The sequence below is a fragment of the Rhizobium sp. ZW T2_16 genome (assembly GCF_044987325.1).
GTDB lineage: Bacteria > Pseudomonadota > Alphaproteobacteria > Rhizobiales > Rhizobiaceae > Neorhizobium > Neorhizobium cellulosilyticum.
The window spans coordinates 374,250-398,016 of sequence record NZ_JBJDRG010000004.1 but is presented as its reverse complement, the minus strand read 5'-3'; the positions used below and the strand labels follow the sequence as shown (position 1 = coordinate 398,016).

The following is a 23,767-nucleotide window of genomic DNA, read 5'->3' as shown; positions in this document are numbered from 1 at the left end:
CTCAGGCTCTGGCTGTTGCAAGGCCACCGACGGCCTTGGCTGCAAAGAGCTCCTCGAAGCTCGGGATGCGTCCGATCCGGTCGCGGTTGCTTTCCGTCTGCTGGATGATCCAGCCATAGGTGCCGGGGCTGTCGATCGACAGCGTGTTGCGGCCGGCGAGCGCTTGGCGATAATCCGAAAGCCGCTTTTCGGAGACGAGAACCGCAAGGCCCTGGTCGTCGTAATCGGCAATCGCCTCGCGGGCATAACGCGACAGTTTCTGCATCAGCGCGAAATCCTCGGTCAGGATCAGGTTGCGCACCGCCTTTTCGACCGCCGGTTCGGACGGGCCGAGTGCGTTGGGAACCCGCGCCATCGCAAGCGACTGCGCCATGGAAAGCACCGTGTAGTTGTTGATGAGCGTGAACATCTCTTCGGTGTCCGTCTCACCATGGCCGGGAGCCTTGCCGTTCAATATCGGCTTGCGATCGCGATAGGCGAGCTTGAACTTGCGCACCTGATGGCCGGCAAGTGCGGTCGACAGTTCCTCGATCAGGTCCTTGCGGCTCTTCGCCTTCAGGATGGCATCGCTATCCTGATAGAGGAGCAGTGCGCGCGGCAGGCAATAGACGAAATTCGAGCGTTCGCTTTCGAAGTTTTCGAGCAGCCAGCGCGCCTTTTCCGATCCCGTCGCTTCCACATGCCATTGCAGCATCATGCGGATCGCGTCGGCGTGGAAGGCCACATAAGGGTCGGTCGGATCGGCGATCGAGCCGATCAGGATGGAATCGTGGCTCATCTTCTTCGGCAGGTCGCGATAGGGATCGTACTGATAGAAGAAGCCGCCGCTCATGCCGTTGCCGACGCCCTTGCCGAAGGAGCCGAGATTGAGGACGGCGCCGTTGGTCATGTATTCGCAGCAGAAATCGCCAACGCCTTCGACGACCGCGGTGGAGCCGGAATTGCGCACGGCAAACCGGTCGCCCGCCTGGCCTTCGACGAAGAGGCGGCCGCCGGTTGCACCGAACAGGGCGAAATTGCCGATCAGCACGTTGCCGCCTGCCTCGACCGAACCGCCGCCCGGCGAACGAACGGAGATCGTGCCGCCATTGGCGCTCTTAGCCACGCCGTCATTGCAGGTGCCGGTATGTGTCAGCATCATGCCGTCGTTGCAGAATGCGCCATAGGACTGGCCGGCGGAGCCGGATGTGGCGATCTTGACCGAACCCGCATCGAGGAAACGGCGACCGCGCTTGTCCTGCCGCACCGCCGGAAGATGACGTGTCTCGTCCTCGCTCAGTTCGTGGTTCAGCATCCGCTCGATATCGACCGCCAGCTGGCCGCCGACGCTCTTGTTGCGGTTGTTGAGATGCTGGTTGCCGCCAAGCTCGACCACCGGCAGGCCGCCGTCGATCAATGCCGAGCGCACCATGTCGATGAAGGCATCATCGACTGCGTAATCCTTTTCCATATAGACCGGATCGGTGATCTTCACCTCCTCGACCACCTGCAGCATCGCGCGGAGGTCAAGCTGCCCGACGCTGGACGGGTGATCGAGAAGGTGAAGAAGGTCGCTGCGTCCCCGCGCTTCGCGAAGAGACCGGAAGCCGAGGGACGCGAGGATTTCGCGGGTTTCATGGGCGATGTTCAGGAGATACTGCGCCAGCGCCCGTGGGTCGCCGTCAAACACTTCGGCATTGGTGGTGAGGCCTGCCGGGCACTTGATGTTGCAGTTCTTCGCCATGACGCATTTCAGCATCATCAGCGCCGTCGTACCGAATTCAAAACTGTCGCCGCCGAGTAGGGCGGACTTTACCACGTCGCTGGCGGTCTGGTGCGCGCCGGAGCAACGCAGCAGCACCTTCTGGCGCAACCCGTTGGCGCAGAGCGCCTGATGCACTTCGGCAATGCCGATTTCAGCGGCGCGGCCGGTGTATTTGAGGCTGGTGACGGCAGCCGCCCCGGTACCGCCGGTATTGCCGGCGACGTTGATGACATCGGCACCCGCCTTGGCGACGCCGACGGCGATCGTGCCGATACCTTCCGACGAGACGAGCTTGACGATGACGCGCACGCGCGCCGCCTTGCAGTCGTGGATGAGCTGCGCCAGATCCTCGATCGAATAGGTATCGTGATGCGGTGGCGGCGAGACCAGTTCGACGCCCGGCGTGCCGCCGCGCGCCGCAGCGATCTCGACCGTCACCTTGGCGGCAGGCAGCTGTCCGCCTTCGCCGGGCTTTGCGCCCTGGCCGATCTTGATTTCCAGCTCATCCAGCATCGGATCGGCGAGGTAACCTGCCCAGATGCCGAAACGGCCTGACGCGAACTGCTTGATGCGCGAGGCACGGATCGTGCCGTAACGGGAAATATGTTCGCCGCCTTCGCCGGAATTCGACATGCCGCCGACCATGTTGGTGCCGTGGGCGACGGCTTCGTGAGCGGTTGCCACCAGCGCACCATGGCTCATGGCGCCCGATGCGAGAAGCGGCGTGATTTCGCTCGCCGGCTGAACCTCATCGAGCGCAATGCCGGTGGGGGCGGTGCCGAGAAGCTTCAGGTAAGCGAGAGCCTGGCCGCTCGCGTGGACGGCAAGCGCACCGCCTTCCAGCCAATGGCCGAGGATATCTGCGCCGAAGCGGACGACGAGCGACTGGCCGAGCGCTGCAAGCCGGGCAAGATCGCCGCCCTGCGGACCGGTCAGGGTCAGGCGGAAGACATCGTCGGGTAAGGCCTCGCAGCACAGTCCACGCACGAGGAAGCTGTTGTTCCCCTTGCGGGAAAACCGCTTCATCTCCTTGCGGAAATCGTCCGGTGAGGTCGCGTAGGTGACATCTGCCGGGAAGGCCAGCACGTCGCGAAGAGCGGCGGGACGACGGGCGCGTTCTTCTGCCATCATCCGGGCGAAGGAACGGTAACCGGGCGTGATGGTGAAACGGTCGATCGCTTCGGAAGACAGGCGGTCGTAGCTCGTGTTGGTATAGGCCGCGTCGTCGATGCCGAAAGCGTCGTCGAGGCGGTTGAGGGTGAGCAGGCGCAGGAAGGGATCTTCCTCGCCATCCGGTTCGGCGAATGAGGGCATTTCCTCCGTCATATCGACGAAGCCACGCACGGCCGTGGTGCCGAAGGAATGACCGGCACCCTCTGCACGTTCCTTGAACAGGCCAAGCAACGGGATCTCATCCTCGCTCTTCACCGTCAATGCCTTGGCATGCCAGTCGGCGACCGCCTGGGCGATGACCTTGAAGTTGACGCCACCGACCGGCGTCTTGACGTTCGGGAAGTAGCGCTTGAGCACCGGATCGCTGGTATCGAGGAAATTCGGCTCGAAAAATTCGCCGGCGACATAGCTTTCGGCGGTGCAGAGACCGACCTTGCCCATGGTCTTCATCAGCGACCTTTCGGCCGCCTTGGCGAAGCGCTTGAAGGCCTTGTCGGCCTCCGCCCCGAACTTTTCCTCGGCGCGGAACTGCACGCCGAGCGGGTAAACAGCCGAAGCGCCGAAGCCGAGCGCCGCCGCGACATGGTGGGAGGACGAGATCTGGCCGCTTTCGACGACGAGTGAAACGCGCAGACGTGCGCCTTCCTCAATGAGCTTCTGGTTGATTGCCGAGACGACAAGGATCATCGGAAGCGCCGCGCGGTCGCGTGACACATGCCGGTCTGTGACGACGGCAATCCCGCCTTCCTCGCGGGCAAAGGCTGCAATCGCATCGCAAAGCGTGCCTATGCCGGCCTCAAGCGCCAGCGCATTGGCATCCGCATCGTCGAGGATCGGCGTGTAGAGCATCTCGAAGCAGCGGAAAGGTGTTTCCGTCTGCTCGCGCAGCTTCAGCATGTCGAGATGAGTGAGGATGGGCGAGGGGATGACGATCTGCCTTGCTGCCTTCGCGCCGATATTCGGCTTGGCGCCGAGCGCGATCCTGAGCGTCATGCCGTCGGCCTCGCGGATGCTGTCGAGCGGCGGGTTGGTCACCTGGGCAAAACGCTGCGAGAAATACTTCGCGACGCCGCCTTCCTGGTCGGACAGCGCGTTGATGGCGTTGCCATAGCCCATGGCGGAGATCTTTTCCGCGCCGGTCTGAAGCATCGGGTCCATCAGGAACTTGAAGCTTTCCTGATTGTGGGAATAGGCAACGTAACGCTGGTGGCGATCAAGGTCGCCATTATAGCGAAGCGGCGAGCCCTGAGCTTCGGCGGGGATTTCCGGCAGGTCTGAAAGGCGCACGCGGGCTTCGACCAGCAGGTCGCGGTATGGCCTGCTGGCAGCCAGCATTTCCAGCGCTTCGACCGTGCCATAGCTGCGCTTTTCGACGTGATCGTAAATGAGCATGCCGCCGGCTTCGATGCGGCCGCGGTTGAGCACGGTTTCCGGCGGAAAGGCGATCTGACCGGCTTCCGACATGACGCAGAGATAGTCTTCCGTCTCGACAGTGCGTAGCGGGCGCAGGCCGAGGCGGTCGAGACGCGCGCCAATGACATCGCCATTGCCGAAGATCAGCGCTGCCGGCCCGTCGTTCTTCTCCTCGTAGAGCGAGAAATATTCGAGCATGGCGACGACTTCGGCCGATAGCGTCTTGTCGTTTTCCCATGCCGGCGGCATCATCGAGACAACGGCGGTTACCAGATCGAGGCCGTCTTCCAGAACGCGGGACTGCAGCGTCTGGTCGAGACGGCAGCTGTCCGACTGTCCCTTGGGACGGATGATCGCAGCATTCTTCGCAGCCGCAATCGCTGCCTCGGACAGGCGGTTCTTGCGGTCGGTGTTGAGTTCGCCGTTATGCGCCATCTGCCGGAACGGCTGGGCCATGGACGGATGCGGGTCCGTGTTGGTGGAAAACCGAGTGTGGAAATACATGGTGTGGATCATGTGGTCTGGATCCACCAGATCGCGGAAATAAGGAATGACCTCATCCGAATTGAGGCGGCCCTTCAGAACCTGGGTGCGGGCGCTGAGCGAAATCGGGTAAAGACCGCCAAGTTCGGCGCGCGTATAGGCTTCCGCCTCGATCGCAAGCAGCGCCTTGTGGATGCGGAAGTCGAATTCGGCCTGCGAAGCGGCCTCGCTGTGACAGCCAAAGACCCATTGGCGAATCGTCAGCTGATAACGGATGGCGGCAGGACGGATCGCATCATTGTCGACCGGCACGTCACGCTTTAGGAGAATTCCGAAACCCTGTTCCGCCAGCGCCGCCTCGACGAGGCGCTCTGCTTCTTCGTAGAATGCGGGATTAGCTGGCAGGAAAAAGTTGCCGACGCCGAAGCGGCGCCGCTGAAGATCTGGGCGTCCGGTCAGCTTTCGGAAAAAGCCCAGAGATAGGTCCACGGAGATACCAGCTCCGTCACCGACACCTTCTGCGGACATGCCGCCGCGATGGGGGACGGCGCAAAGAGCTTCGTGTCCCTTCAGCAATACGTCGTGGGTCTGAACGCCGCTCTTTCTCGTTATAAAGCCGACGCCGCAGCTGCTTTTTTCCTCTGCGGGATCATATAGACCGAAGCCCTTGTTTATCGCTTCCATGCTCAGACTCCCACAGGAAATAAGTCAACTGTGCTGACCTATATAATGTGATATAATGAGTCAAGTTTAATCGTTTTTGCATCGCACAACAACACTCCGGCGACCGGCCGAGATGGTGTGGGTCTACCTGAGAAGTCGCGGTATGGAAGCGGTTTACAGAACTTGCGACGAACAAGGATGGCTTCATCCTTGCTCGTCTCAAAGTGATACTGACGATCAGATCGCGCTGGCGGTCTTGTGCGCGATATAAAGCTCGCGCAGCTTCAGGGTCAGCGGGCCGGGCTTGCCGTCGCCCACCGGCTGGCCGTCGATCACGGTGACCGGCAGGACGAAACTTGTTGCCGATGTGATGAAGGCTTCGGCTGCTCCCTTCGCCTCTTCCGGCGAGAACGGGCGTTCCTCGTAAGGGATGCCGGCCTTGTCGGCGATGTCGAGGACGCTGGCTCGGGTAATGCCGTGCAGGATGGCATTCGACAGCGGCCGGGTGATCAGCTTGCCGCTCTTGTCGATGATATGGGCAGTCGCCGAACTTGCTTCGGTAACGTAGCCGTCTTCCACCAGCCAGGCGTCATCGGCGCCCTTTTCCATTGCCTGCATCTTGGCCATGGACGGATAGAGCAGTTGCACGGTCTTGATGTCGCGACGCTCCCAGCGCCAGTCGGGCAGCAGCGCCACGGACATGCCGGTTTTCACCTTGGGATTTTCGATCACCGATTTCGCCTGGGTGAAGAGAACCAGCGTCGGCTTCGGCTCTTTCGGGAAGGCGAAGTCGCGATCGGCGGCGCCCCGGGAAATCTGCAGGTAGATCAGGCCCTCCGTCAGATCGTTGCGACGGACGATCTCGCGATGGACTTCCAGCAGTTCCTCGGTCGAGATCGGTAATTCGATGCCCAGTTCGCTGATCGAGCGCTTCAGGCGGGCTGAATGACCGTCATATTCGAGAAGCTTGCCACCGATGACGCCGGTCACTTCGTAGATCGCATCGGCAAACAGAAAGCCGCGATCGAAAATGGAAACCTTGGCATCGGCTTCAGGCAGCCATTCGCCATTGAGATAGACGATACGGGACAAGACGGATTCTCCTTCAGGATGATGAGTGGCGGTCAGCGAATGCTGTGCAGCGCCGATAAGGCAAAATAGGGATCACAACACATCGCCGACGGCTCGTTTCAGTTCGGCGATGAAACCATGCAGCAGGCGCGAGCGTGGAACGCCCTTGCGGGTGATCATCACCGCCGGGATCTCGCAGGGCGGCTGGAAGGGAAGCTGTACCAGTCCTTCAGACGGCTGATAGGCGGCGCTATAGGGATCAACGATAGCGGCGCCAACCCCGGCACCGGCCAGAACCGCTGCCGTCGCGCAATAACGGACTTCGACACGCGGCTCATAGGTCATGCCGTCGCGCTCGAAGGCGTCGCGCAGCATCTGGCCCATGCGCGATTCGACCTCCAGGCCGATGAACCCATGTTCCGTGAGATCGTTGACCGTCACTTCCTGGCGTGCCGCGACCTCGTGCTCCTTCGGCACCAGTGCGACCATGTGAGTGCGCGCCAAAACCTCGACATTGACTGATGGATGGCGCTCAAGCGCGATGGCGAGGCCGATATCGGCAGCACCGCTCTGGACGGCATCGATGACGTGTTCGAGGCGACGTACGTCATAGGCGACCGAAACATCCGGCCGGTCCTTTAGAAAACGGGCGAGCGCCATCGGCGCGACCGTATTGCCGAGGGGCGGCGTCGACATGATCCGCAACCGGCCCGACGTGCCATGCCTGATCGAACGGGCGCGGGCGGAAAAGTTGCGCAGCATGCTGAAGACCGGGCGGACTTCCTCGAATAGAAGCAGGGCTTCCTCGGTCGGCTCCAGCCGCCGATGCAGGCGTTCGAACAGGGTCACGCCAAGCTGGTTTTCGAGCTGGCGGATGCCGTTCGACACGGCCGGCTGGGAGATGCCCAGCTGCTCGGCTGCCTCGACTGTCGTCTCACAACGCATCATCGCGCCGAAGATTTCGAGAAGGCGCAGCGAGATATCCGGCTTGTGCTCGATTTCGGTCATGGCTGTCAGGTCAAAACTGCGCCGAGGGCCATGGCAACGGCCGCCTGGGTCGGGTCGATGACGCGGATGCCGAGTTCTCCTTCCAGCCTGCGGCGGTGGCCGGACATGCCGGCGCAGCCGAGCACGACGGCACCGGCGGCCATCTGGCGCAGTTTCGTGCCGGCCTTGAGCAGTGCCGAATAGCTCTCCTCGCCATGGCCGCTTTCCGCGACGCTGATCGAACCTTCGAGCGCGACCTCACCGGCAAGCCTGCCATCGACACCGAGCCGACGAAGATTGCGCAGGTGGCGCGGGATCGAGCCTTCGGCGACAGCGATGACACCGAAGAGATCGGCAAGCGCCAGCGCACTCAACACACCGGCGTCCTGAATGCCATAGACGGGTTTGGTGGTGATCGACCGGGCGAGATCAAGGCCGGGCTGCGAATAGCAGGCCAGTACATAGGCGGACGCATCCGGCCGGCTTTCGATCAGGTCTGCCGTGCGAAGCGAAGCCTCGTCGACATGGCGCTGGGTGACGACGCCGGGCGGGCCTTCCTTAATGGTGACGCATTCGATAACCGGGCCGCCGGGAAACTGCATGCCGGCAACTGCTTCACGAAGGCCTTCGGTTACGCTTTCGGAACTGTTCGGATTGATGACGAGGATCGGGCCGATATTGCTCATGGTGCGATCTCCACGCCAAAATTCTGCACCGGATCGAGTTCCTTGGCGCGGTAGCCGGGCTTGCCCGTGAGATTGACCGGGTTGCGGGCGATAAAGCGGCCGCGGCCGCGCTCCGCCTTCAACTCGCCGTTCTCGACGATGACGTCGCCACGGTTCATCGTGAGGACCGGCCAGCCCTCAATCTCCATGCCCTCGAAGGGCGTGTAGTCCATGTTGTCATGCTGATCGGCAAGCGTTGCCGTGCGGCGGGCTTCCGGGTCCCAGATGACGATGTCGGCATCGTAACCAGGCGCGATTGTGCCCTTTTTCGCCACTCCGAATGTCTTGGCCGCGTTCGTGCTTGAAAGCGCAACGAACTGCTGCAGCGTGATCCGGCCCTTGGCGACGCCTTCGGAGAAGAGGTAGGGCAGGCGCATGGCAATGCCGGGCATGCCGTTGGCAATCCTGGGGTAGGGTGCATCGGTGCCATTGGCGAACTTGCCTGTGGCATCGAAGCGGTAAGGCGCGTGGTCGGAAGACACGCTTTCGAATGTGCCGGACTGCACATGCCGCCAGAGTGCGGCCTGGGTTGCCGTATCGCGCACCGGCGGCGAGCAGATGAATTTTGCACCTTCCATGCCCGGCCGGTCGAGGTCTTCGCGGGTCAGCGCCAGATATTGCGGGCAGGTTTCGGCAAACAGTTTCGTGCCGGCAAGCTTTTCCCGCTGGACGATGGCGGCACCGCCAGCGGTCGAGACATGGACGATGAAGAGCGCGGCGTCGACGAGTTTCGCCAGTGAGACGGCGCGGTTGATCGCTTCTTCTTCGGCCAGTTCCGGACGGCTGATGGCATGGTATTTCGGCGCGGTGAGGCCGGAAGCGGCCAGCCGCTTGTTCATCCATTTGACCATGTCGTTGTTTTCGGCATGGACCATGGTCAGCGCGCCATGCGTCTTCGCCACCGTCAGAATGTCGAGCATGCCGCCATCGCCGATGTTCATCAGGTCGTAAGTCATGAACACCTTGAAGGAGGTGATACCGCGAGCAAAGACGCCGGGCAGCTCTTCCAGCACAGCGGCGGACGGGTCGGAAATGATCAGATGGTAAGAATAGTCGAGCACCGATTGCGGCGCCGCGCGGCCGTCATAGGTGGAAATGACATCGGCAATCGACTGACCGCGATGCTGTGCTGCAAACGGAATGAAGGAGGAATTGCCACCGAAGGCGGCGGAGACAGAGCCCGAATAATAGTCGTCGGCGGACATCAGGCCGCTCGAACTTTCCTGGGCGATATGGGCGTGTGCTTCGATGCCGCCTGGAACCACCAGCTTGCCGCCCGCATCGATACGTCGAGCGCCGCCGGCGATCTTCTCGCCGATTGCGGCGACGCGACCGTCGATGATGCCGATATCGGCATCGAAAACATCGGATGCGGTGGCAATACGGCCGCCATGGATGACGGTATCGAACTCTGTCATTTCGCTATTCCCTATACTTCGACGATAACGCCGGTCTGGCTCGTGATGCGGCCATAGTGTTCGATACGACGATGGCGCTCGAAATCAAAGATCGTCTTCTTGCCGAAGTCGCATTTGGCAAAATCGCATTCGGCTATTATCAGCTCGTCTTCCTCAGTGACCGCCCTTGCCAGAATGAAGCCGTCCGGATCGACGATGATCGAGCCGCCCATCAGCGGATGGCCATCCTCGACACCTGCCTTGGCGATGCCGGCGACATAGGTGGCGTTCTGATAGGCGCCCGCCTGCAGCGAGAGTTCCGAGTGGAACAGGCGCTTTTCAAGGCCTTCGGCGCTCATCTGGGCATTCACCGAAGGCGTGTTGTAGCCGATCGTCACCAGTTCGACGCCCTGCAGGCCGAGGCAGCGGAACGTTTCCGGCCAGCGGCGATCGTTGCAGATCGCCATGCCCATGATGACGCCCTCGTTGCGCCATACGTTGAAGCCCAGGTCGCCGGGTTCGAAATAGCGCTTTTCGAGATGCTGGAAGGCGCGTTCGCTATCGTATTCGGAATGGCCCGGAAGATGGATCTTGCGGTACTTGCCAACAATATTGGCCTGCCGGTCCGTGATGATCGATGTGTTGTAGTAATGGCCGTCCGGCGTCTTTTCGGCGTAACCGAAGGTGATCGCGATATTGAGTTCGCGGGCGCGGTCGAACAGCGGCTGGGTAGCCGCATTCGGCATTTCCGTTTCGAACCAGAAATCGATCTCGGCCTGATTTTCCATATACCAGCGGGGGAAGAAGGTGGTCAGCGCCAGTTCCGGGTAGACGACCAGATCGGCACCCTTTCCGGCTGCCTCATCGAGCAGGGCGATCATGCGCTTGACCACGCTTTCGCGGCTGCCGGCTTTCTGGATGGCGCCGAGCTGGGCGCCTGCGATCTTCATGACGGTCATGATGTTTTTCCTTTCGAAGCGATCAGGCGGCCAGGCGCCGCTGGAAATGGCTGACGAGGCGCACCAGCGGCCACAGCAGCACGAGATAAAAGAGAGCGGCCAGCACCAGTGGTGAGGCATTGTAGGTAACCGAGCGGGCCATGCCGGCATTGTAGAGAAGCTCGGACAGCGAGATGACGGAGGCGAGCGAGGTGAGCTTCACCACCTCCACCGTGTTCGACAAAAGGTCCGGCAGGATGTTGCGCACTGCCTGTGGCAGGACGACATGGATCAGCGTCTGCGCGGGGCTGAGGCCTGTCGATTGTGCCGCTTCCCACTGGCCCTTCGCGACGGAGATGAGGCCAGCGCGATAGACTTCCGCATAGTAGGAGGAATTGTTAAGCAGGAAGGCAATGACGACGGCGGCAAAGGGCGAAATGTTGATGCCGGCAAAGGGCAGGCCGGCATAGATGAAGATCAACAGAACCAGCGGCGGCAGCGCCCGGAAGAGATCGGTATAGGCAATCGAGATCCAGCGCAGCCAGCGGCGCTCGCTCATATTGCCGAGTGCGACGAACAGGCCGCCGATAAGCCCGAGCAGGATGACGGCGCTGCAGAGCTGCAATGTCATCCACAGGCCCTTGAAGAGCAGCGGCAGCGACTTGCGCATGATCTCGATATTGAAGAACTGATCGATAAAGATATCCATGTCGGCCTCCTACCGCTTCTTCCAGGCGGTGCGGCTTTCCAGCCAGCGGGCGACAACAACCATCGGCAGGAAAATCACCAGATAGGCGACGACCGACATGGTGAGCGGCGTGGCGCTGCCGGAAAAACTCTGCGCCGTCGTGGCGCTCGACAGGATTTCGGATACGCCGATGGCGGAGCCGAGCGCCGTCATCTTGGTGATCGCCAGAACACGGTTGACGAGCGGCGGAATGGCGAGCCGCACGGCCTGGGGCAGGGCGACATAGGCGAGCGTGCGGGTGAAACCGAGACCCGTGGCAATACCGGCTTCCCACTGACCCTTTTCGACCGACGAGAAACCGGCCCAGAAAATTTCCTCGGCGAAGGCCGCAAGCGTCGCGGCCAGCACGATGAACAGCACCATCGGCCCGGAGAGCTGGATACCGATCGAGGGAAAGCCGAAATAGAGGATGAGGATGACGACGAGCGGCGGCAGCGCGCGAAAGATGTCGGCATAACAGATGATGAAGAAATTCAACGCCCTGATGCGATAGCTGCGCAGGCAGGCGAGCGCCAGACCGCCTGCAATGCCGGCGACGATGACGGCTGCAGCGATCTGGAGCGTCACCCAGACGCCGGCAATGATATCCGGCGTATATTGCGCCATCACCACAGGGTTGAAGAAGGTTTGCAGAAACCGGTCCATGGCGGTTACCCGGAAACGCGCGAAAGGAAGGCGCGAGTGCGCTCGGCTTTCGGCGCGCCGAAAATCTCCTCCGGAGTGCCCTGCTCGACGACGACACCGCCATCCATGAAGACGACACGATCGGCAGTCTCGCGGGCAAAGCCCATTTCGTGGCTGACGACGACCATCGTCATGCCCTTGGATTTGAGGTCTTTCATCACCTTCAGCACAGAGCCGACCAGTTCGGGATCGAGCGCCGACGTCGGTTCGTCGAACAGCATGACTTTCGGATCGAGCGCCAGCGAGCGGGCAATCGCGACGCGCTGCTGCTGGCCGCCGGAGAGTTCGCCGGGATAGGCATCCGCCTTGTGGGCCATGCCGACCTGTTCGAGCATGTCGATCGCGCGCGCATCGGCTTCCGCCTTCGTACGCTTGAGCGCCTTGCGCTGGGCAAGCGTGACATTCCTCAACACGGTCATATGCGGATAGAGGTGAAAGCCCTGGAAGACCATGCCGATCTGCAGCCGCATGCTGTCGAGATCGCGGCGGGTGCCGGCCATGATGTTGCGGCCATCGACAATGATGTCGCCGGATGTCGGCTCTTCAAGACGATTGCAGCAGCGCAGCATCGTGCTTTTGCCGGAACCGGACGGTCCGATGACGAAGACGAGTTCGCCCTCTGCAACCTTGAGATCGATCTTCTTCAGAATGGTGTTGGTACCGAAGCGCTTTTCCAGCGAGACGATTTCCAGCATGGGGCGATTGGCCATTCAGGCTACTCCGTGCAGGCTCGGTGCAAGGCGGGCTGGCTGATCTGATCTCGGCCGCAAGAAAGCCCGCGTGGATACGACCTGTAGCGGCCGGTCGCATCTTGATCTGTAAAAGAGTGCGAACAGGCGAGTGGGAGGCCCCGCCCGTCCACGATGCAAGGATTACTTCAGGTTCTCACAGGATGCCTTGTGGTCATCGTCCTTGTAACCTTCGAAGCCCGGCACGCCGAAACCCTTGGTCGGAGTAACGATTGTCGTTCCGGAAACCGGCGTGACGCCGAACCATTTTTCGGAAAGCTTGGCCATGGAGCCGTCCAGCTTCAGGCATTCGATTGCGCGGTCCACCAGATCGCGGTTTTCCTCATCGCCCTTGCGGAAGGAAAGCGCCCAGACGAGGCCGGTCTGATATTCGAAGGACAGTTTCAGGCGTGGGTTCTGCTTCACCGACCATGCGGCAACGGTGTTGCCCGCAAGATTGGCATCCGCACGGCCTGCCATTACGGCTGCGACTGCATCCGTATTGGTGCCATAGCTTTCGACCTTCCAGCCGAATTCCTTTTCCTTCTCGCGCAGGAAGCTGTCATAGGCAGAGCCCTTGTTGACGGCGATCGTCTTGCCCTTGAAGTCTTCGAGCGTCTTGTATTCCGGGGCATTGGCCGGGACGACGAAGCCGAAATTGGTGTCCATGAAGCCTTCGGTGAAGAGAAGGTTCGCGGCACGCTCCTTGTTTACCGTCACCGGTGCGACGAGAAAGTCGTAGGTGCCGGCCTGGAGTGCAGGGATGAGACCGGAAAACTGGGCGCCGGTCAGATCGACCTTCTTGCCGAGGCGTTCACCGATCAGGTTGGCCATATCGACATTGAAGCCCTCGATCTTGCCGTCGAGGGTAGGCATGGCGTGCGGCGCAAAGGTCGCGTCGATCGCGGTCTTGATCGGGTCGCCAAGCGCGAAGGCTGAACTGCAGGCAAAAAGTGTCGATAAGCCGACAATGCCGGCCTTTATAAACGGTTTCATCGATGTTCTCCTACTGGTGGTCCAGGCCTTTAGCGACCCTTGTTACCTCCATAGTTCCATCGAAAATTCCGCACTGCAATATAATTATTTATTATAATCGAATTAGAATTATACGAATTTCAAATATGATGATCATGCTTCTGCGGAAGGCGCTGCGTATGACAGAGGCCGGTTCGGAGCTTGTCTTGAGCGTCGTTTACGTTAGATGGGAGCCACAACTGAGGGAGCAATGATATGGACGACACGATCGAGATCGGCAATCGCGGGGACTTCGGTCTTTGGGCGATAGAGGTCGCAAAGCAGCTTGTCGCCGACCAAGGCTTCGAACTTGCACGCGCGGCGCGCGACGGAAACGACGATGATGTTCGCGCAGCCGGCAATGCGCTAGGCCAAGCGATCACCAATGCGCTGATGGAGGTCTATGACGGCCTGACGGAAGGCGTCGAAGAAGAGTAACCTAAGGAACACTCATCTTTCGTCAGATAAGCAAAGAATGTAAGGCAGGCGCTTGCTGCCTCACGTTGCGGTAACCGGTCGTTTCACCTCACCCACTGCATGCCGTCGATCTGGATGTCCTGGCCGGTTATGAAATTCGGTTCGGCAGTTGCCAGAAACGTCACCACGCTTGCAACATCCTGCGGGGTTCCCACACGTCCGAGCGATATGCCGGCAGAAAGGCTGGCCTCCCGCGCGTCGATCATCGCGTTCGATCGTTCGGTTTTGATCACGCCGGGGCAGACGGCATTGACGACGATTTCCGGCGCAAGCTCCTTGGCCAGTGCTTTCGTCATGCCGATGATGCCCGCCTTGGCAGCGGTGTAGGAAAACTTGCTGACGGCGCTGGTGACGCCGCCGGTATGGGCGTTCATCGACGACATGTTGATGATCCGCCCACCGCCATTGCGACGCATGATCGGAACTGTCGGCTGGATATAGTTGAATGCGCCCTTGAGATTGATGGCGATCGTATCGTCGAATTCCTGCTCGGAAATTTCCTCGATCCCCTTCGACATCGAACGACCGGCATTGTTGAACAGGACGTCGATGCGCCCCCAGTGCCTATCGACCTCGGTCACGATTTCGGCCGCACGCGCGTGATCGCTGACATCCGCGATGAACGTCAAGGCTTCCTGGCCGAGCTCACGGATTTCCGCAGCCGTGCTGACGAGATCACCCTTGATCAGGTCGACAATCACGATATCGAAGCCGTGGCGGGCGAGATCGAGCGCGCAGCCACGGCCGATGCCGCGACCGCCGCCGGTGACGATCGCAACCTTCCTCTGTCCGTCAGACACCGGCATCCTCCTTCACGAAACGGGCGATATCCGCATGAGTGGCGAACCAGACATCCTCATGACCCTGGATATGCCGGATCAGTTCTTCAAGAATGAAGATGCGTGAGCGATAACCCGAGACATGCGGATGCATGGTGAGCAGAAACAGCCCGCCTTCCTGGTAGGCGCGGTCGAATTCGCGCTTGAAGATGTCGAGAACGGCGGTCGGTGGCGTGTAGGGCCTGAGCGCTGTGAAACGGTTCATGTTGAAATAGACCGCGTCGTCACGGATCCATTCGACCGGCAACTCGACCATGCCCGTCGCTTCGCCCTCTTCGACGAGCTCATAAGGGTCATCGTCGGCCATCAGCGAGGAATCGTAGATCAGCCCGAGTTCGCGCTCGATCTCAAGCGTCACTGAGGAAAAATCCCAGGACGGCGTGCGCATGCCGACGGGGCGGATGCCCGTGATTTTCTCCAGCGTATCGGCGGCGCGGAAATGCAGTTCGCGTTCCTTATCAGCCGGCACCTTGGTGTTCACCTCATGGATCCAGCCATGCAGGCCGATCTCGTGGCCTTCGGCAATCACGCGCCGTTGCTCGTCTGGATAGAGCAGGGCGGTGACGGCCGGCACGAAGAAGGTCGCCGGAATCGAGGCAGCGGAGAGCGTTTCGAGAATACGCGGCACGCCCTTGCGATTGCCATACTGGCCTTGCGACATGCGGCCGATGGAGTCGCCGCCGTCGCGTAACTCATTGGTCTCGTGGTCGCTATCGAAAGAAAGTGCCACGGCGCAACGCGCGCCGTCCTTCCAGGCCTTCGGCTTCAGCGACCGGCCCGCGCGAACCTTCTCGACCTTGCCGCGCCAGGTCCCTTCTTCCCATTCCCATGGTTCCATGTGAGTGATCCTCCAGTAATGATTATGCCGCGGTCGGCAAAACGGGAACGGCTGCCAGCAGCCGCTTGGTGTAGTCGTGTTGCGGGTTGTCGTAGATTGCCGCGGCACCGCCTTCTTCGACGATCCGGCCGCGATACATGATCGCCACCCGGTCGCAGAGGTGCCGCACGACGGAGAGGTCATGGCTGATGAAAATCAGCGACAGGTTGAGTTCGGACCGCAGACGGATCAGCAGGTTGATGATCTGCGCCTGGATCGACACGTCGAGCGAGGCGACCGGTTCGTCGCAGACGATGACATCCGGCTGCATGGCGAGAGCGCGGGCGATCGCGATGCGCTGCCGCTGCCCGCCGGAAAACTGGTGCGGGAAGCGATTGGCAAAGGACGGATCGAGGCCGACTGCCGACAGCCATTGGGCAACATATTCAGGCGCCTCGGCACGTGAGACGAGTTTGTGTGCCAGCGGGCCTTCCGCAACGATATCACCGACGCGCATGCGGCTGTTGAGCGAGGCGAACGGGTCCTGAAAGATGGTCTGCACGCGGGTGGTCACCTTGCGCGGACTACGACCGGCGCTCATGACCGGCTTGCCCGCGAGACGAATGGTGCCGGATGTCGGCACGGTTATGCCGGCTGCCATGCGTCCGAGCGTCGACTTGCCCGAACCCGATTCACCGACAAGGCCAAGCACCTCGCCTCGTTTCAGCGTGATCGAGACGCCATCCACGGCCTGCACGACTGCCTGAGGCTGAGCGATGCCGGTGCGGATCGCCAGGTTCTTGAACAGGCCGGCCTGCTTTTCGAAGCGTTTGACGGCGGTATCGATCACCAGATACGGGCTGCCCAGGGGTGGCAGGTCGCCTGTTGCGGTCTTTCGGGACGGCGGGGTAGCATCCGCGATACCGCTGCCGCGCAGCAGAAGCTCGCCCGGTTTTGCCCGTGAGGGCAGGGCATCGAGCAGCGCCTTGGTGTAATCGTGCTGCGGTCTGGTCAGCACGCCGAGTGCCGGCCCGATCTCGACTATCTTGCCGAAGCGCATGACGGCCACCCGGTCGGCAATAGAGGCAACGGTTGCGAGATCATGGCTGATCCAGATCAGCGCTGTACCGAGTTCAGCGACGAGTTCTTTCATTTCTGCGAGAATTTCAGCCTGGATCGAGACGTCCAGCGCGGTCGTCGGCTCGTCGCAGATAATCAGCTTGGGGCGATGAAGCAGTGCGATCGCGATCGCCACGCGCTGGCGCATGCCGCCGGAAAACTGGTGCGGGAAAAAGTCGACTTTACGCTCGGGATCGGTGATGCGAACCTGCGCCAGTGCCTTGATCGCCCTTTCGCGTGCTTCTGCCGCGCTGATGTTCTCATGGGCTTCGAGTGCAAGCCTGATCTGCGTGCCGATGCTGAGCACCGGGTTCAGCGTCATCATCGGGTCCTGGAAAACCATGGAAATGGTCTTGCCACGGATCTTCCTCAACTCGTGCGGTTGAAGGCCGATCAGTTCACGGCCTTCAAGCTTGATCGAGCCCTCGACGATCCGGCCGGGTTCATCGATCAGGCCGATAATAGAGAAGCCGGTGATAGACTTTCCCGATCCGGATTCCCCGACAAGGCCGAGAACCTCACCGGGGGCCAGCGAGAAGGAGACGCTGTCGACTGCCTTGATCTCGCCCCTTGCACTGGGGAACCAGGTGCGAAGATTGGAGACTTCCAGAAGTGGTGCAGTGGTTTCTTCGGTCATCGGCGAAGCCTCGGGTTGAGCTGGTCGCGGATCTGGTCGCCGACGAGATTGAGCGAGACGATGAATAGGATCAGCGCTACGCCGGGATAGATCGAAATCCAGTAACGGCCGGAGAGGAGGTACTGAAAGCCGTTGGCAATCAGCATGCCGAGTGACGGTTCGGTCGGCGGCAGCCCGACACCAAGGAAGGAAAGCGTAGCTTCGAGCGAGATGGCGCTTGCCACCTGGACCGTCGCAACCACGATCAGCGGCGGCAAGGAATTGGGCAGGATATGCCGCAACACCACACGTAATGGAGACAGCGGGATGGAGAGTGCAGCCTCGACATAATCCTTCTGCCGTTCGGCCGATGCCGCGCCATGGGCGGTGCGGGCGAAATAGGCATATTGGGCGAAGATCAGCGCGAGAATAAGCTGATAACGTCCCTGACCGAGAATGGCTGCGATGACGAAGGCGAGCAGGATTGCCGGAAACGAAAGCTGCAGATCGACGATGCGCATGACGAGGCTTTCGAACCGCCCGCCGATATAGGCCGCAGCACAGCCGACGACCGCGCCAATGACGAGCGCGATGCCGCCGGCAATCACGCCCATCTGCAGCGAAATACGCAGACCGTAGATAATCGCCGACAGGAGATCGCGCCCTTGCGAATCCGTGCCCAGCCAATGGGTATAGCCACCCGTGCCGACATAACCCGGGGGCCTTCTTGCATCGCGCAGCACGAGATGGGCAAGATCGTAAGGGTCCTGCGGAGTTACCAGCGGAGCGACAAGCGCGATGATGACGATGAGGCCGACAACGATGGCCGCACCGAACGCGACCCTGTTGCGACGGAACTCTTCAAGAAAGTGGAAAAATGGCGTGTCGCGCATCAGGCTCTTCCCTTCCGCAGGCGCGGGTCGAGCAGCGCATAGGTAAGGTCGACCACAAGATTGATGACGATGAACAGCATGGCGACCAGCATAAGATAGGCGACCATAACGGGACGATCGAGCGATGTTATGCTGTCGATGATGAGCTTGCCGAGGCCGGGCCAGGAGAAGATCGTCTCGGTTACCACTGCAAATGCGAGCGTGGAGCCGAGTTCCAGGCCGAAGACGGTGACGAGCGGGATCGAAATCAATCTCAGCACATGGCGGCTAAGAATGGTGAATTCCGAAATGCCGGCCGCGCGGGCGAACTTGACCGTATCGCTGAGCATCAGTTCGCGGGTGCCTGCGCGCGCCAGCCGGATCATCAGCGAGAACTTGAAAAGTGCGAGGTTCAAGGCCGGCAGGATCATGTGCGACAGGCCGTCAGCCGTCAGAAAACTGAAATCGACGCCGAACAGGCTCACCGTATCACCGCGCCCGCCCGCGGGCATGCAACCGCATTGCACGGCAAACAGCATGATCAGCATCAGGCCGAACCAAAAGGTAGGCACGGAAAAGCCGAGAATGGACAGCGCCATGATGGTCCGCGACACCGGGCTGTTGGGCCGATAACCGGCATACATGCCGATCGGGATGCCGACGAGGCTGGCAAAAAGCACGGCCGCCAGCGTCAGTTCCAGCGTTGCCGGCAGGCGCGACAGGATCAACTCACTGACAGGCATATTATAAACGAAGGAACGGCCGAAATCGCCTTCGAACACCCGGCCGAGAAAGCCGAAATATTGCTGCCAGAGCGGCAGGTCCAATCCGTATTGCGCGATGACGGCGGCGCGGATGTCCTGTGTCGCATCCGGCGAGATCAACACGTCGATCGGGTTGCCCACGGCATAAACGCCGCAGAAAACCAGCGCCGACATGGCCAGCACGACGATCGCCGCCTGCCATAGTCTTTGCAAGATGAAGCCCAACATCTGTTCCCGTTCTCCCGTCTCGTGCGGGTTTCAAAGTGCGGCGCGCCTTCGCGGCCCTTGATGGTGGCGTTTAGTGCCAGTCACTCTCCAGAAGTTCACGTGTCTCCGAAACCGCGACCGACCAGATTGCCAGCATGTCCTCATCGGGGCGCTGATAGAGACCGTGATAGTTGCCGTCGCCGAGCAGGGCGCGCTTGCGCTCCGTATCGACCCGCGCCAGCGCGGCAAAGTCTATTCTCGGCTTCTGCGTCGAGGGTTGGCGCGCATCACCGGTACGTGTCCAAGGGAAGTTTTCCATCCAGGAGGCGTGCGAAGCTGCCGGATCGATTTCGACGACTTTCGCCATCGTCTTCGGCGCGCGCCACCAGTCGTGGAATTTCACCGATGCGTCGGGGTGATCGTTCAGCCATTCGGAGATCACTGTCATTGCCGGTGTGTTGCCGCCATGGCCGTTGACGACGAGGATCCGGCGGAAGCCGGAGCGGTAGATGCTGTCGAGAAGGTCGCGGATCACGCCGATATAGGTTGCAAGCGACAGGGTCAGCGTGCCGGGAAAGCTCGCGAAGGATGAGGCGAGGCCATAGGGCAGGGCCGGGAAGACCGGGACACCGAGCGGCTCGGCGGCATCGACTGAGACTTTTTCCGCCAGGATCATGTCGGTCGCAAGGCTGAGATAGGCGTGCTGTTCGACGCTGCCGATCGGCAAAATACAACGATCGTCACCAGCGGCTCGCGTCTCCACCTGCATCCAGTTCATATCCGCGATCTTCACTTATCTCATCTCCATTCTCCGTTTCGGCCGGCATGCGCAAAGAATTTGCTGAGTACAGCCAAAACGCACAAAAAATATGCTTTTAGGCGCGATGTTGCGCCAAATGCAAAGTTCCATACGGGACTAAAAAAAGAAATTGACAGCCAATTAATGCAGCGTCAAGTTCCATACGGGACTAAATTGGATATGGATGGAAATCGACGCGTGCGTGAAACGGATGAAAAGGCGCTGGATAATCTTTTGCGTGAAGGCGGTCTGGCTGCGGCCGGCCACCGCCATGTGGAAGATCTCGTCGCCGTCAAGCTCTGGCAAAATCCATGCTGGCTGTCGTTCCGCATCAACTTCCTGGCACTTCAGTTCAACGAGCCGATCTATCGCCGGTTCGAGAAGGAGTACGGGCTCCCCCGTCCCGAATTCGTAGTGCTCTATTCGCTCGGCCTGTCGGATGGGCTGACGGCAAGCGCCATCTGCAGTTCCTCGGGCTTTCCCAAGAATACGATCAGCCGGGCGATACAGAAGCTGATCGACAAGAACATCATCCGCCGTGAAGTCGATCAGGCGGATTTGAGAAGCTTCGTTCTCTACATCACAGACGAAGGCAGACGTATCGTCGATCAGGCCATGCAGCCGATGGTAGAGCGGGAAAAGGCCATGGCCTCCGCGCTGACGCCGGCCGAACAGCTGATGCTGTCGGAGCTACTCGCCAAGATCGTCGTGGATTCACCGAACTGGCCATTAATCACAAGTATTGAGGAGAACGAGGAATGACGATTTCCAAGACATTTCGCACAGTTGCGCTTGCAACGATGCTGCTCAGCGGCGTTTCGGGCTCGGCTTTGGCAGCTGATCTCACTATCGGTGTCCGCGCCGGTCCGCTGTCCATCGATCCGGATTTCACCGCCGCCGGCACCCATGCCGAGGCGATGAAGCATATCTACGATTCACTCATCAAGTCGGGTAACAATCTCGAACTGGAGCCGGGCCTTGCCACCTCCTGGACGGCGATCGACGATACGACCTGGGAGTTCAAGCTGCGCGAAGGCGTGAAATTCCATGACGGGTCCGACTTCACCGCGGAAGACGTTAAATTCTCCATCGAGCGCATTCCGAAGGTTGCCGGCCCCAATCCGACGACGATCTATGTTCGCCGCGTGAAAAGCACCGAGATCGTCGATGCACATACCATTCGGGTCAAGACCGATGGTCCCGCTCCGAACCTGCCGAACGATTTCATCCGCCTCTTCGTCGTGTCGCATGTCGCAGCCAAGGATTATTCCGATAGCGCTGAAAAGGCAGCCGAAGGCTTCAATTCCGGCAAGGCCGCAATCGGCACCGGTCCCTACAAATTCGTGTCCTGGACGCCGAAGGAACAGCTCGTGCTGGAGAGCTTCGACGGCTACTGGGGTGGCAAGGAGCCTTGGGGCAAGGTTACCCGCAAGGAAATCCCGAATGACGCAGCCCGCGTTGCACAGCTGAAGGCCGGCCAGGTCGATTTGATCGCCCGCATTCCCGCATCGGACGTTCCGACGCTGGAAACCGACAGCAAACTCAGCATCGTCCGCCAGGATAGCGTCTACCTCTTCAACATAGCCTTCGATTTCCGCGAAAAGCCGCCGCAGGTCACGGCCAAGGACGGTTCGCCTCTGCCGAAGAACCCCTTCCTCGACCCGAAGGTTCGTGAGGCTTTCGATCTTGCCATCGATCGTGAGACCATCACAGAAATCGCCATGGAAGGCATGGGAACAGTACAGTCGCAGCTCGTGACCCCCAACATCTTCGGCTACAATCCTGATGTGAAGGCACCAGCATCGGATGTCGAGAAGGCCAAGAAGCTCCTGACCGAGGCCGGTTATCCGGACGGGTTCAAGGTCGTGTTCAGCTTCACCAACGACCGCTTGCCCGGCGACAAGGATACGGGCACGACGATTGCCCAGATGCTGACGGCGATCGGCATTCAGGTCGAGGCCAATGCCCAACCGGGTGCCGTCTACTTCCCGGCAAATACGCGCGGCGACTATTCGCTGACCATGTCGGGCTGGGGCACGCTGACGGGCGAAGCGAACTACACGCTGTCCTCGCTCGTCCACACAAACGATCCGGCGAAGAAGCTCGGCGCCTTCAACATCCGAGGTTATTCCAATCCTTCGATGGACAAGCTGATCGAGGATGCTGGCGTCGAGATGGATGCCAAGAAGCGCGAGCAGTTTTTGAAGGATGCCAATGCGCTGGTCGCCAGCGACCGTCCCAACCTGTCGATTGCTTCGATCGTCTCGGCCTGGGGCATGAAAAAAGCGATCAAGATCACGCCGCGTTCGGACGAAGATACGCTTGCGATGAATATTCGCCCGGCACAATAACGGGTCGGACACGAGAACAATCGGCCGGGCGCTTTGCCCGGCCTTTTTGCAGGTTGAGGACAGGACAGACGATGAATAGGATTGCACTCGCCATTCACGGTGGCTGCGGAGTTATGGCGAAGCTCGATCTGAGTGAGGAGGAGTGGACGGCTGCCCGCGCAGACCTTCATCGCTCGTTGCAGGCTGGCTGGGCAGTTCTGAATACTGGCGGTTCGGCGCTTGATGCGGTCCAGGCGGCGGTGGTCGTCATGGAAGACAGCCCGCATTTCAATGCCGGTTATGGGGCGGCGCTGAATACCAATGGCGAGCATGAGCTCGATGCATCGATCATGGATGGCAGGACATTGGAAGCCGGTGCCGTGACACTCGCCAAGCGCATCCGCAATCCGATCAAGGCAGCGCGCCGCGTCATGGAAAAGGGTGAGGCTGTTCTTCTCGGAGGCCCGGCAGCGGACGCATTCGCGCAAGCAGAAGGCCTCGATATCGTCGAACCCGATTATTTCACCACCGAGCGCCGCGTGAAGGCACTGGCCGCGATGAAGGCGCATGTTACAGCTGGGACCGCAGTCAAGGCGAGTGAGGCTGAAAAACACGGCACGGTCGGGGCAGTGGCGCTCGACCGCGCAGGTCATCTGGCGGCTGCGACATCTACTGGCGGCTATAACAACAAGCCGGCCGGGCGTATTGGCGACACACCGATCGTCGGGGCAGGGACCTATGCGCGCGACGGCGCCTGCGCCGTTTCGGGAACGGGCAAAGGGGAATTCTTCATCCGTTATGCTGTCGGCCATGAAGTGGCGAGCCGGATAAACTATCTCGGAGAAGATCTGGAAAAGGCAGCTGGCAAGGTCATCATGGAGGACCTCAAACCCCACGATATCGGCGCTGGGTTGGTGGCAGTGGCTGCGGACGGATCAATCGCCGCGCCTTATAACACGGATGGAATGTTCCGTGGCTGGGTGACGCCGGAGGGCCAGTTCTTCGTTGCAACACACGGCGAGGTTTTCGAGGTTTAGCACCTTGAATGGGCACCGCGGCTTGATTGTCGCAAATACAAAGGGGCAGTCTGTCGAAACTGTTGCCGACAAGCGATTATTGAAGCTTTTGCTCCCGTCCTGTATCGGTCTTTGGTAGGCCG

Annotated in this window: 20 protein-coding genes; 4 read left to right on the top strand and 16 right to left on the bottom strand. The window is 60.5% G+C overall.

Features of this window, described 5'->3' with window-relative positions; all coding sequences use genetic code 11:
* Position 1: 1 nt before the first annotated feature.
* From ACI3K0_RS14685 to ACI3K0_RS14640, 10 genes are all read right to left on the bottom strand, one after another.
* Complete coding sequence (locus tag ACI3K0_RS14685; RefSeq protein ID WP_404945506.1) at positions 2–5,497, bottom strand: glutamate synthase-related protein; 5,496 nt, start codon at positions 5,495–5,497, stop codon at positions 2–4.
* Positions 5,498–5,713: 216 nt separating this feature from the next.
* A complete protein-coding gene (locus ACI3K0_RS14680; protein WP_206827143.1) occupies positions 5,714–6,568 on the bottom strand; it encodes a D-amino-acid transaminase in 855 nt (284 codons plus the stop codon).
* 72 nt (positions 6,569–6,640) lie between these two features.
* Entirely contained in the window at positions 6,641–7,555 is a 915-nt protein-coding gene (locus tag ACI3K0_RS14675; RefSeq protein WP_148144473.1) for a LysR family transcriptional regulator, read from the bottom strand.
* Positions 7,556–7,560: 5 nt separating this feature from the next.
* Positions 7,561–8,220, bottom strand: coding sequence for an aspartate/glutamate racemase family protein (locus tag ACI3K0_RS14670; protein WP_148144474.1), 660 nt, complete (start codon positions 8,218–8,220; stop codon positions 7,561–7,563).
* Positions 8,217–9,677, bottom strand: coding sequence for a dihydropyrimidinase (hydA, locus tag ACI3K0_RS14665; protein WP_148144475.1), 1,461 nt, complete (start codon positions 9,675–9,677; stop codon positions 8,217–8,219). Before hydA ends, ACI3K0_RS14670 begins: the two co-directional genes overlap by 4 nt.
* 11 nt (positions 9,678–9,688) lie before the next feature.
* On the bottom strand, positions 9,689–10,615 hold the full coding sequence (locus ACI3K0_RS14660; RefSeq protein ID WP_404945505.1) for an N-carbamoyl-D-amino-acid hydrolase: 927 nt from the start codon (positions 10,613–10,615) through the stop codon (positions 9,689–9,691).
* A 22-nt stretch (positions 10,616–10,637) separates the two neighbouring features.
* Entirely contained in the window at positions 10,638–11,303 is a 666-nt protein-coding gene (locus ACI3K0_RS14655) for an amino acid ABC transporter permease (protein ID WP_148144477.1), read from the bottom strand.
* Between the two features lie 9 nt (positions 11,304–11,312).
* Positions 11,313–11,987 (bottom strand): amino acid ABC transporter permease, encoded by a 675-nt coding sequence (locus tag ACI3K0_RS14650; protein ID WP_148144478.1) that lies wholly within the window; start codon positions 11,985–11,987, stop codon positions 11,313–11,315.
* Between the two features lie 5 nt (positions 11,988–11,992).
* A complete protein-coding gene (locus ACI3K0_RS14645) occupies positions 11,993–12,721 on the bottom strand; it encodes an amino acid ABC transporter ATP-binding protein (RefSeq protein ID WP_206827296.1) in 729 nt (242 codons plus the stop codon).
* Positions 12,722–12,898: 177 nt separating this feature from the next.
* Positions 12,899–13,750: a transporter substrate-binding domain-containing protein gene (locus tag ACI3K0_RS14640; protein WP_206827147.1), complete on the bottom strand. Its 852-nt coding sequence runs from the start codon at positions 13,748–13,750 to the stop codon at positions 12,899–12,901.
* A 234-nt stretch (positions 13,751–13,984) separates the two neighbouring features.
* Between ACI3K0_RS14640 and ACI3K0_RS14635 the strand changes: the two genes are divergently transcribed.
* Positions 13,985–14,206 carry a hypothetical protein gene (locus tag ACI3K0_RS14635; protein WP_183825449.1) on the top strand — a complete coding sequence of 74 codons (222 nt, stop codon included), beginning with the start codon at positions 13,985–13,987 and terminating at the stop codon, positions 14,204–14,206.
* 83 nt (positions 14,207–14,289) lie between these two features.
* Here ACI3K0_RS14635 and ACI3K0_RS14630 read toward each other — a convergent pair whose 3' ends face one another.
* The 6 genes from ACI3K0_RS14630 to ACI3K0_RS14605 all read right to left on the bottom strand — a co-directional run bounded on the left by ACI3K0_RS14630 (position 14,290) and on the right by ACI3K0_RS14605 (position 20,272).
* Complete coding sequence (locus tag ACI3K0_RS14630; protein ID WP_404945504.1) at positions 14,290–15,045, bottom strand: SDR family NAD(P)-dependent oxidoreductase; 756 nt, start codon at positions 15,043–15,045, stop codon at positions 14,290–14,292.
* Positions 15,038–15,922, bottom strand: coding sequence for a polysaccharide deacetylase (locus ACI3K0_RS14625; RefSeq protein ID WP_148144483.1), 885 nt, complete (start codon positions 15,920–15,922; stop codon positions 15,038–15,040). The genes ACI3K0_RS14630 and ACI3K0_RS14625 overlap by 8 nt, the downstream gene beginning before the upstream one ends.
* Before the next feature lie 22 nt (positions 15,923–15,944).
* Positions 15,945–17,657, bottom strand: a complete 1,713-nt coding sequence (locus tag ACI3K0_RS14620) for an ABC transporter ATP-binding protein (protein ID WP_206827151.1) — start codon at positions 17,655–17,657, stop codon at positions 15,945–15,947.
* Positions 17,654–18,529 (bottom strand): ABC transporter permease, encoded by an 876-nt coding sequence (locus ACI3K0_RS14615; RefSeq protein ID WP_148144485.1) that lies wholly within the window; start codon positions 18,527–18,529, stop codon positions 17,654–17,656. Before ACI3K0_RS14615 ends, ACI3K0_RS14620 begins: the two co-directional genes overlap by 4 nt.
* Entirely contained in the window at positions 18,529–19,500 is a 972-nt protein-coding gene (locus ACI3K0_RS14610) for an ABC transporter permease (protein ID WP_148144486.1), read from the bottom strand. Before ACI3K0_RS14610 ends, ACI3K0_RS14615 begins: the two co-directional genes overlap by 1 nt.
* A gap of 70 nt (positions 19,501–19,570) precedes the next feature.
* On the bottom strand, positions 19,571–20,272 hold the full coding sequence (locus ACI3K0_RS14605) for a creatininase family protein (protein ID WP_206827155.1): 702 nt from the start codon (positions 20,270–20,272) through the stop codon (positions 19,571–19,573).
* A 204-nt stretch (positions 20,273–20,476) separates the two neighbouring features.
* Here ACI3K0_RS14605 and ACI3K0_RS14600 point away from each other — a divergent pair, with 204 nt between their 5' ends.
* From ACI3K0_RS14600 to ACI3K0_RS14590, 3 genes are all read left to right on the top strand, one after another.
* Entirely contained in the window at positions 20,477–21,040 is a 564-nt protein-coding gene (locus tag ACI3K0_RS14600) for a MarR family transcriptional regulator (RefSeq protein WP_353654211.1), read from the top strand.
* A complete protein-coding gene (locus ACI3K0_RS14595; protein WP_148144488.1) occupies positions 21,037–22,629 on the top strand; it encodes an ABC transporter substrate-binding protein in 1,593 nt (530 codons plus the stop codon). Before ACI3K0_RS14600 ends, ACI3K0_RS14595 begins: the two co-directional genes overlap by 4 nt.
* Before the next feature lie 71 nt (positions 22,630–22,700).
* Positions 22,701–23,645: an isoaspartyl peptidase/L-asparaginase family protein gene (locus ACI3K0_RS14590; protein ID WP_206827158.1), complete on the top strand. Its 945-nt coding sequence runs from the start codon at positions 22,701–22,703 to the stop codon at positions 23,643–23,645.
* Positions 23,646–23,767: the final 122 nt, after the last annotated feature.

Excerpts from the sequence above, each read along its gene's own strand:
- ACI3K0_RS14685 (WP_404945506.1), bottom strand. The coding sequence starts at position 5,497 with ATGGAAGCGATAAACAAGGGCTTCGGTCTATATGATCCCGCAGAGGAA.
- ACI3K0_RS14675 (WP_148144473.1), bottom strand. The coding sequence starts at position 7,555 with ATGACCGAAATCGAGCACAAGCCGGATATCTCGCTGCGCCTTCTCGAA.
- ACI3K0_RS14670 (WP_148144474.1), bottom strand. The coding sequence starts at position 8,220 with ATGAGCAATATCGGCCCGATCCTCGTCATCAATCCGAACAGTTCCGAA.
- hydA (WP_148144475.1), bottom strand. The coding sequence starts at position 9,677 with ATGACAGAGTTCGATACCGTCATCCATGGCGGCCGTATTGCCACCGCA.
- ACI3K0_RS14660 (WP_404945505.1), bottom strand. The coding sequence starts at position 10,615 with ATGACCGTCATGAAGATCGCAGGCGCCCAGCTCGGCGCCATCCAGAAA.
- ACI3K0_RS14655 (WP_148144477.1), bottom strand. The coding sequence starts at position 11,303 with ATGGATATCTTTATCGATCAGTTCTTCAATATCGAGATCATGCGCAAG.
- ACI3K0_RS14650 (WP_148144478.1), bottom strand. The coding sequence starts at position 11,987 with ATGGACCGGTTTCTGCAAACCTTCTTCAACCCTGTGGTGATGGCGCAA.
- ACI3K0_RS14645 (WP_206827296.1), bottom strand. The coding sequence starts at position 12,721 with ATGCTGGAAATCGTCTCGCTGGAAAAGCGCTTCGGTACCAACACCATT.
- ACI3K0_RS14640 (WP_206827147.1), bottom strand. The coding sequence starts at position 13,750 with ATGAAACCGTTTATAAAGGCCGGCATTGTCGGCTTATCGACACTTTTT.
- ACI3K0_RS14635 (WP_183825449.1), top strand. The coding sequence starts at position 13,985 with ATGGACGACACGATCGAGATCGGCAATCGCGGGGACTTCGGTCTTTGG.
- ACI3K0_RS14625 (WP_148144483.1), bottom strand. The coding sequence starts at position 15,922 with ATGGAACCATGGGAATGGGAAGAAGGGACCTGGCGCGGCAAGGTCGAG.
- ACI3K0_RS14620 (WP_206827151.1), bottom strand. The coding sequence starts at position 17,657 with ATGACCGAAGAAACCACTGCACCACTTCTGGAAGTCTCCAATCTTCGC.
- ACI3K0_RS14615 (WP_148144485.1), bottom strand. The coding sequence starts at position 18,529 with ATGCGCGACACGCCATTTTTCCACTTTCTTGAAGAGTTCCGTCGCAAC.
- ACI3K0_RS14610 (WP_148144486.1), bottom strand. The coding sequence starts at position 19,500 with ATGTTGGGCTTCATCTTGCAAAGACTATGGCAGGCGGCGATCGTCGTG.
- ACI3K0_RS14595 (WP_148144488.1), top strand. The coding sequence starts at position 21,037 with ATGACGATTTCCAAGACATTTCGCACAGTTGCGCTTGCAACGATGCTG.
- ACI3K0_RS14590 (WP_206827158.1), top strand. The coding sequence starts at position 22,701 with ATGAATAGGATTGCACTCGCCATTCACGGTGGCTGCGGAGTTATGGCG.